The 7,260-nt window shown below is 69.8% G+C and carries 4 protein-coding genes and 1 pseudogene; all 5 read right to left on the bottom strand.

Features of this window, described 5'->3' with window-relative positions:
* Window positions 1-247: 247 nt before the first annotated feature.
* A complete protein-coding gene (locus ACR2FV_RS11300; protein ID WP_434015798.1) occupies window positions 248-1,375 on the bottom strand; it encodes an IS701 family transposase in 1,128 nt (375 codons plus the stop codon).
* Window positions 1,376-1,725: 350 nt separating this feature from the next.
* Window positions 1,726-2,178 (bottom strand): annotated as a pseudogene (locus tag ACR2FV_RS11305) (phosphotransferase family protein); the annotation flags it as partial.
* Window positions 2,179-2,558: 380 nt separating this feature from the next.
* A complete protein-coding gene (locus ACR2FV_RS11310) occupies window positions 2,559-3,374 on the bottom strand; it encodes an SDR family NAD(P)-dependent oxidoreductase (RefSeq protein ID WP_434015799.1) in 816 nt (271 codons plus the stop codon).
* Between the two features lie 39 nt (window positions 3,375-3,413).
* Window positions 3,414-5,996, bottom strand: coding sequence for a phenylalanine--tRNA ligase subunit beta (pheT, locus tag ACR2FV_RS11315; protein WP_434015800.1), 2,583 nt, complete (start codon window positions 5,994-5,996; stop codon window positions 3,414-3,416).
* The gene (gene pheS / locus ACR2FV_RS11320; protein ID WP_434015801.1) at window positions 5,996-7,117 is read right to left on the bottom strand and encodes a phenylalanine--tRNA ligase subunit alpha; all 1,122 of its coding nucleotides are present in this window, start codon (window positions 7,115-7,117) and stop codon (window positions 5,996-5,998) included. Before pheS ends, pheT begins: the two co-directional genes overlap by 1 nt.
* Between the last annotated feature and the right edge of the window lie 143 nt (window positions 7,118-7,260).

Consider the following 7,260-nt stretch of genomic DNA (forward strand, 5'->3'; position numbering starts at 1 on the left):
CTAGTACTACAGGGCTAGATCATGATCATTTGTAGGCGGAGATGGCGTCGGATGTGAGCGGGGCGGGCGTCGGCTTGATGACGTCGGCGCCACCTGGACCAGTGCAGGGCGAATTCGATGGACGCCTTGTCGCGAAGGGTCAAATTGAGGAGTCGGCGGACTTCGGCGATGGTGAGGGCGATGAGGCGACGATTGATCGTTGCGGTGTGAGGTGGGGGCCGGTGTTTTCCGGGTTTGGTGGACGATGTCAGCGGGCTGGGTCTTTTGGGCCCCCTTTTTTGGTTTTATGTGCGGTCACGGCCAGGAACGTGTGAGCCAGCATCGACAGCGTGATATGTCGGTGCCAGGCTGTCCAGGTGCGAACCTGGTAGTTGTCCAGTCCAACTTCGTTCTTGCTGGATCCGAAGCATTCCTCGATCGGCCATCGCGCCCCGGCCACGTGGACCAGTTCGCAGAAGTCTGCCCGGGTAGGGTTGTAGCAATGGTAGTAGGCGATCTGCCCGTCCCGGATCGATTTCCGAAATAGGTATTGGTGGTCCTCGTGGACCGAATCGATCAGGGCCCAGTCATAGCTGCGATATCCTTTCGTCCCGATGCCGCAGGCGCGTCGTTGCCAGGTGGTGCGACCCAACCGCGCCGCGATCTGCTCCACGCGGACGACATCACCGCCGGGGTTGGTGAACGCGGTGTTCTTCGGCACCGCCATGACGTAGGGCACCTGGTGGTCCTGAAGGAACTGCCGTAGGCGCCGGTTCTGCCCGAACTCCTCATCCGCGGTGAACCAGGCGAACGGCACCCCGGCGCCGAGGGCGGCGGTGACCATGTCGATGACCTGCTCCGGCCTGGTCTTGAACGTGACCTCGCCCGGCACGCCGGCATCGGCGCGGCGGGCCGGGTCCTGGATCCAGGACTCCTGGGGCAGGTACAGGGCCCGGTCGATCAGCACCCGGTCCCGCTCGGGGGTGACGTAACCAAGGAACGTCGCGATCTGGCAGTTGTCGACCCGGCCCAACGTTCCCGAGTACTGGCGTTGGACCCCGACCGACCGGGTGCCTTTCTTGGCGAACCCCGTCGGGTCGGCCACCAGAATGCCGCCCGGACAGGCCAGGTGTTCCATCGCATACCTGCGGTTCATCTCCAGCAGATCATCCACATTCCACGGGGACAGGTTCAAGAACCGCTGCAGGGCCTTCGGCTCGGGCTCCCCCGTGTACTCGGCGATCGTCCAACCATTCTTCCGTTCCAACGGCGCGAGAAGACCCCGCATGTACTGCTGAGCGTGCCGTTTCGATTCCGTCCGGTAGAACAGCCCACCCATCCGAGCGAACAAACTATCCAGATCAGAATTCCACTCGTCGAGATCGGTGCGCGTCACCGCACCATCGTACACAATCGCGTGTCCTGTCGCAGAAGCATTCATGCCACTATTCTCCTGCTCAGAAAAGCAAAACCCCCGCCCGACACGCCGTCGATACCGGCCACTAATTCAAGAACCGCTAAGCGCACGTGTGAAACCCTAGGCTAAATGAAGCCTGCTTTCAGCAAAAGCACGGGTGACCCAGAACAAGCACAAACACCAGATCCAGAACCGGCGCCGACCGGACCCTTCCGCCCCAACCCTCGGCCACCGACACTCACCCAGCCGCAGTCAAGACGCAGCAGGCACCCGACATCCCTGCCACCTGCGACGATGGCATACCTACAGGTCGATCTAGCCCTGTAGTACTAGGGGAGCAACCCGCCCCGGTTGAGTCGGCGCAGCAGGCGCACGCATGCCGCACCCTGGGCGCCTTGGAACGTCCGGACGCTCGGCAGCCCCGGCGGTGGAGGCATGGTGGCGGCCTCGACGAAGTATCCGCACAGGCCTGCCAGCGTGCCCACGACGTCCTCGTCGCTCGCCCCCAGGTCACGTACACGAGGCAGGTATGTCGTTGCCTCGACCCCGCCGTAGAGCTCCAGGTTGACCAGCAGCGTGACGGCGTCGAACCACGGCGCACCCCGGCTGGCCCACGGCCAGTCGATGATGCGCACCCGACCCTGCGGAGTCACCAGCAGGTTGTCGGATCGGGTGTCGGTGTGCACGATCGCGTCCCCGGCCAACCGGGCAAGGGCCTTGCGACTCATCTCGTCGAGCTCGGCCAGCCGGTCGGCGAGCCACGGGTCGAGATCGGCCGGTCGCGCCTGAGACCTCGGTGTCCTGCCAGGGCGTGTGCGGGTGCCGGCCCTCGACGTCCTCGATGAGCAGCGCGACCCAGTCGCCGTCGTCGTAGGCGGTGAGCAAGGCGGGCACGCCGACCTCGCCGGGTATCGAGGCCAGCACGTCGATCTCCCGGCGCAACAGGTCCGGGGTGTCGGGGTTCTGCACCAGGCTCACGGCCTTGACGAAGCCGCGTCGGCCGTTGGCGGCGACGAGCCGCGCTGCCGCGCCGGGCGAGAACCCGCCGGGCTGGGTCCGCGCGTCGACGACGTCGGCGCCGAGACACTCCTGGGCCCAGTCGTGGACCACCACCGGCACGTCCGCCCAGGCCAGGCGCACGCCATACGGCTGGAGCGGCATCTCAGTCGGCGACGGGGTCGTCCTCGCCCCAGGGCAGCAGCCGCACCAACCGGGCGGTGTCGGGCAACCCCTGGGCGGCCAGCTCGCGCAGCTTCTCGACCGGGTCGCTGCCGGCGCGCACCATCCGGCCCGACCACGCGTCGAGGTCGCCGGAGGCCAACGCGAGCAGCAGCTCGGTGACGTCCTGCGGGTCGGTCCACTCGGTCCGGCCCTGGTGCATGTCCATCGAGGCCGTCATGTCCGTCTGCACCACACCGGGGGCCAGGTCGAAGGCCAGCACGCCGTGCTCGGCGCCGGCCGCGGCCGTGCCACCGGTGATCCGGCCCAGCGCCGACTTGGACGCGGTGTATGCCGTCAACACCGGGTTCTCCTTGGTGCCGGCCCCGGAGTTCATGTTGACGATGCGGCCGCCACCCTGCTCGATCATCACCGGGACCACGGCCCGGATCATCAGGAACGGACCGCGGACGTTGGTCACCAGGACCTGCCACCACTGGTCGGCGTCGGCCTCCCAGATCGGCACCTCGTCCTCGATCAGGCCGGCGTTGTTGACCAGCAGGTCGATCCGGCCCAGCTCACCGGTCACCTGGCGCACCACCTGTGCGACGGAGTCCGCGTCGGTGACGTCGCAGGCCAGCGGCAGCACCGTCACCCCGCCACCGCGCAGTCGCTCGGTCAGCTCGGTCAACGAGCCCTGGCTGCGCGCCAGGGCAGCGACCGCATACCCGTCCTGGGCCAGCGCCGTCGCGAGATGGGCGCCGATACCGCGGGAGGCACCGGTGACCAGTGCCACCTTGTCGGTTGTCGCAGAGCTCATGCGTTCACGTCCTTCACCTGTCGCGGATCTGGGGGGGCGCTAGCGTTGAATAGCGCCGTGGTCTAGAGCAGCCTGGGCCACGGCGTCGTCGCGGGCGGCGTTGACCTCCTGCGTCCGCAGCGTGCGGTCGGGCGCGCGGAAGGTCAGCCGGAAGGCCAGCGACTGCTCGTCGGCCCCGATCTGGTCACCGCGGTAGACGTCGAACAGCAGCACCGACTCCAGCAGGTCCCCCGCACCGGCCCGCACCGACGCCTCAACAGCACCACGACCGACGGTGCTCGGCACGGTCAGCGCGATGTCGGAGGTGGCGGGTGGATGGGTGGAGAGGGCAACGGCCTGGGTGATGGCCGCACCGGACGCGATGAGCAGGTCCAGGTCCAGCTCGGCGCCGACGGTGCGCTCGGGCAGGCCGAGCCGCTGGACGACCTTGGGGTGCAGCTCGCCGGCCCAGCCGACCGTGCGGCCGTCGGCGAGGGTCAGCTCGGCACACCGGCCGGGATGCCAGGGCGCGCGTTCGGCCGTGCGGGGTGAGAGCGGCACCCCGAGGGCCGCACCGACCGCCTGTGCCCAGGCCACGACATCGACGGCGTCGACGGTGCGACCGGCACCCCACCAGCCGGACCGCTCGGTCTCCCCGGCCGCGAGCAGCGCCAAATGCCAGGGTTGGTCGGGGACGGCTCCGCGGATGGCCTTCAGGGTCGCCTCGTCAGGGCGCGCCCCCACGCCGGGCACGGGGGCACCGGGGCCCCGTCTGGGCCGGGTGACGGTGTCGATCTCGAACAGCGCCACGTCTCGGCTCCCCCGGGAGACGTTGCGGCGCAGCGCCTCGGGCAGCGTCTGCAGCAGCTCGGTGCGCATCAGCGGCGCCTCGTCGGACATCGGGTTGGCCAGCCGCAGCGCGTCACGCCGGTCGTCGTCGGCCGCCAGCCCCAGCTCGTCGAGCCGCTCCGGCCCGACGAAGGGATACGTCAGCACCTCGACCAGTCCCTGCGCCGCCAGCGCATTCGCGACCAGCCGGCGGACGCGCTGGCCGTGGGTCAGGCCGCGACCCCCGGGAGCTGCGGGCACGACGGAGGGGATCCGGTCGTAGCCGTCGATCCGGGCCACCTCTTCGACCAAGCTCGGGCCGTCGGTGAGGTCGGGGCGCCAAGAGGGGGGCAGAACCTGGACCAGGCCCGCACCACCGGCGCCCGCCGCATCCTGGTGCTCGGCTGCACCCTGCGCCGGGCTCAGCTCGCAGCCGATCTCGGACAGGATCTCCCGGACCCGGCGCTGCGAGTAGGCGACGCCGGTGTAGCGCTGCGGAAGGTCCAGGGCCATGGTGAAGGGCTCTCGAGCCGGTCGGTGGTCGGCATCGGTGACCTCCGCGTCAGCGACACCCCCGCCGAGCTCGACCAGCAGGTCGACCGCGAGCTGGGCGGCAGCCGCGGCGACGTCGGGGTCGACGCCACGCTCGAACCGCTTCGAGGCCTCCGTGCTCAGCCGGTACCGTCGCGCGGTGCGGGCCACCGTGCGGGCGTCGAAGTGGGCCGACTCAATGAGCACGTCGGTGGTGGAGGCCGACACCTCGCTGGACTCCCCTCCCATCACGCCGGCCAGGGCGAGCACCGTCTCGGGCTCGCCGGACCCCCCGCCGTCGCAGATCAGCAGGTCCTCGGGGTCCAGGGTGCGGGTGACGTCGTCGAGGGTCCGCAGGCTCTCCCCCGCCCGAGCGCGGCGGACGACAATCGGCCCGCCGAGACTGGGCAGGTCAAAGGCGTGCAGCGGCTGACCGAGGGCGAGCATGACGTAGTTGGTCACGTCGACGGCCAGCGAGATGGGCCGCATTCCGGCCTCGGTCAGCCGGGTGGCCATCCAGCGGGGGGTATGCCGAGACAGGTCCAGCCCCCGGACGATGCGGGCGACGTAACGGTCACACCCCAGGACGCCCTCCAGCGGAGCCTGGTCAGCCAGCTGCACGGCATACCCCTTGGTCGTCGCGGGGGCGACCGTGAGGTGGGCGGGGTCGGTGAAGGCGGCGCCGGTGCTGTGTGCGTACTCCCGGGCGATGCCGCGCATCGAGAAGCAGTAGCCCCGGTCGGGCGTGACGTTGACCTCGACCACCTCACGGTCCAGCCCCAGCACCGGGATCAGGTCCTGACCGGGCGCGAGGTCGGTGGCCGCCTCGCCGAGCAGGTCGGTGAGCACGATGATGCCCTCGTGGTCCTCGCCGAGGCCGAGCTCGCGGGCCGAGCAGATCATCCCTGCACTGAGGTGTCCGTAGGTCTTGCGCTCCGTGACGGCCATCGGCCCGACCGGGGTGGGCAGCCCCCCGCCGGGCAGGATCACCGCGACGAGGTCGCCGACGTCGAAGTTGTGCGCGCCGCAGACGATGCCCTGCGGTTCGCCGGTGTGGTTGGAGCCACCGACGTCGACCTGGCACCAGTTGATCGTCTTGCCGTTTTTCTGCGGCTCCTTGACCAGGTCCAGGACGCGGCCGACGACCAGCGGGCCGGTGACCTCGCCGCCGTGCAGTGCCTCCTCCTCCAGACCCACGCGCACCAGGTCGGCGGCGATCTGCGCGCCGGTGGTGCCCGCGGGCAGGGCGACGTGCTCGCCCAGCCAGTCGATCGGGACCCGCATCAGACCTCCAACCCGAACTGTGCGCTGAAGCGCACGTCACCCTCGATCAGCTCACGCATGTCGGACACGCCGTTGCGGAACATGGCCGTGCGCTCGACCCCCATGCCGAAGGCGAAGCCCTGGTAGCGGTCCGGGTCGACACCGGTGGCGCGCAGCACGTTGCGGTGCACCATGCCGCAGCCGCCCCACTCGATCCAACCGGTCCCACCACACGTCCGGCATCCGGCGTCCTCACCCCGGCAGACGAAGCAGCGCAGGTCCATCTCCGCGCTGGGCTCGGTGAACGGGAAGAACGCCGGCCGCAGTCGGCTGGTGATGCCCTCGCCGAACAGCTCGGAGGCCAACCGGTCCAGGGTGCCCTTGAGGTGAGCCATGGTCAGCCCCTCGTCGATCGCCAGGCCCTCCAGCTGGTGGAAGACCGGGGTATGCGTGGCGTCCAGCTCGTCGGCGCGGAACGTCTTGCCCGGCACCGCGACATACAGGGGGACGCCGCGATCGAGCAGCGACCGCGCCTGCACGGGCGAGGTGTGCGTGCGCAGCACGAGTCCGGCGGCGGCGGGTTCGACGAAGAACGTGTCCTGCATCTGCCGGGCGGGGTGGTCCTTGTCGAAGTTGAGCGCGTCGAAGTTGAGCCACTCGGCCTCCACCCCTGGGCCTTCGGCGATCTCCCAGCCCATCCCCACCATGACGTCGGCCATCCGCTCGGCGGTCAAGGTGAGCGGGTGGCGGCGGCCCAACGGGCGGCGTCCGGGGGTGGCGGTGAGGTCGAGGGCCTCCTCGACCAGGATTCGCTCGTCGCGCTCCGCCTCGAGCTCGGCCTGTCGCGTCGCGAGGGCCTTGGTGACCGTGCCGCGGGACGCGCCGACCCGCTTGCCGGCCTCGGCCTCGGCGCTCGAGGGAAGAGCGCCGATCCCGCGGTTGGCCAGAGCCAGGGGAGACTTCTCCGCGGCGTGCTCGAGGCGGGCTGTCTTGAGCTCCTCCAGGGTCCCGGCTGCCTGGATGGCGGCCAGCGCCTCGGCAACGTGGCCCTCGATCACTGCCGGGTTTAGAGCGTCGGCGACGACGGCATCGATCGCCACAGCGTCGAGGGCAGGGTCGCCGCTGCTGTGGGGTCCGGACACGCGCGCCAGTCTAGGCAGCATGAACCGTCCCCGACGACGCAGTTTCTCCACCCCCAGCCCCTTGACCCCACCTCCGGCGCCATATAGGGCGCGGGGGGTCGGCTTTGTGGCTGGGGGTAAGCAAGTGCAGCGCGCATGCGGCT

This window comes from Ornithinimicrobium sp. (assembly GCF_051004135.1).
Lineage (GTDB): Bacteria > Actinomycetota > Actinomycetes > Actinomycetales > Dermatophilaceae > Ornithinicoccus.

Bases quoted from the DNA above. Each gene is read 5' to 3' on its own strand.
- ACR2FV_RS11310 (WP_434015799.1), bottom strand. From the start codon at position 3,374: ATGAGCTCTGCGACAACCGACAAGGTGGCACTGGTCACCGGTGCCTCC.
- pheT (WP_434015800.1), bottom strand. From the start codon at position 5,996: ATGCGGGTCCCGATCGACTGGCTGGGCGAGCACGTCGCCCTGCCCGCG.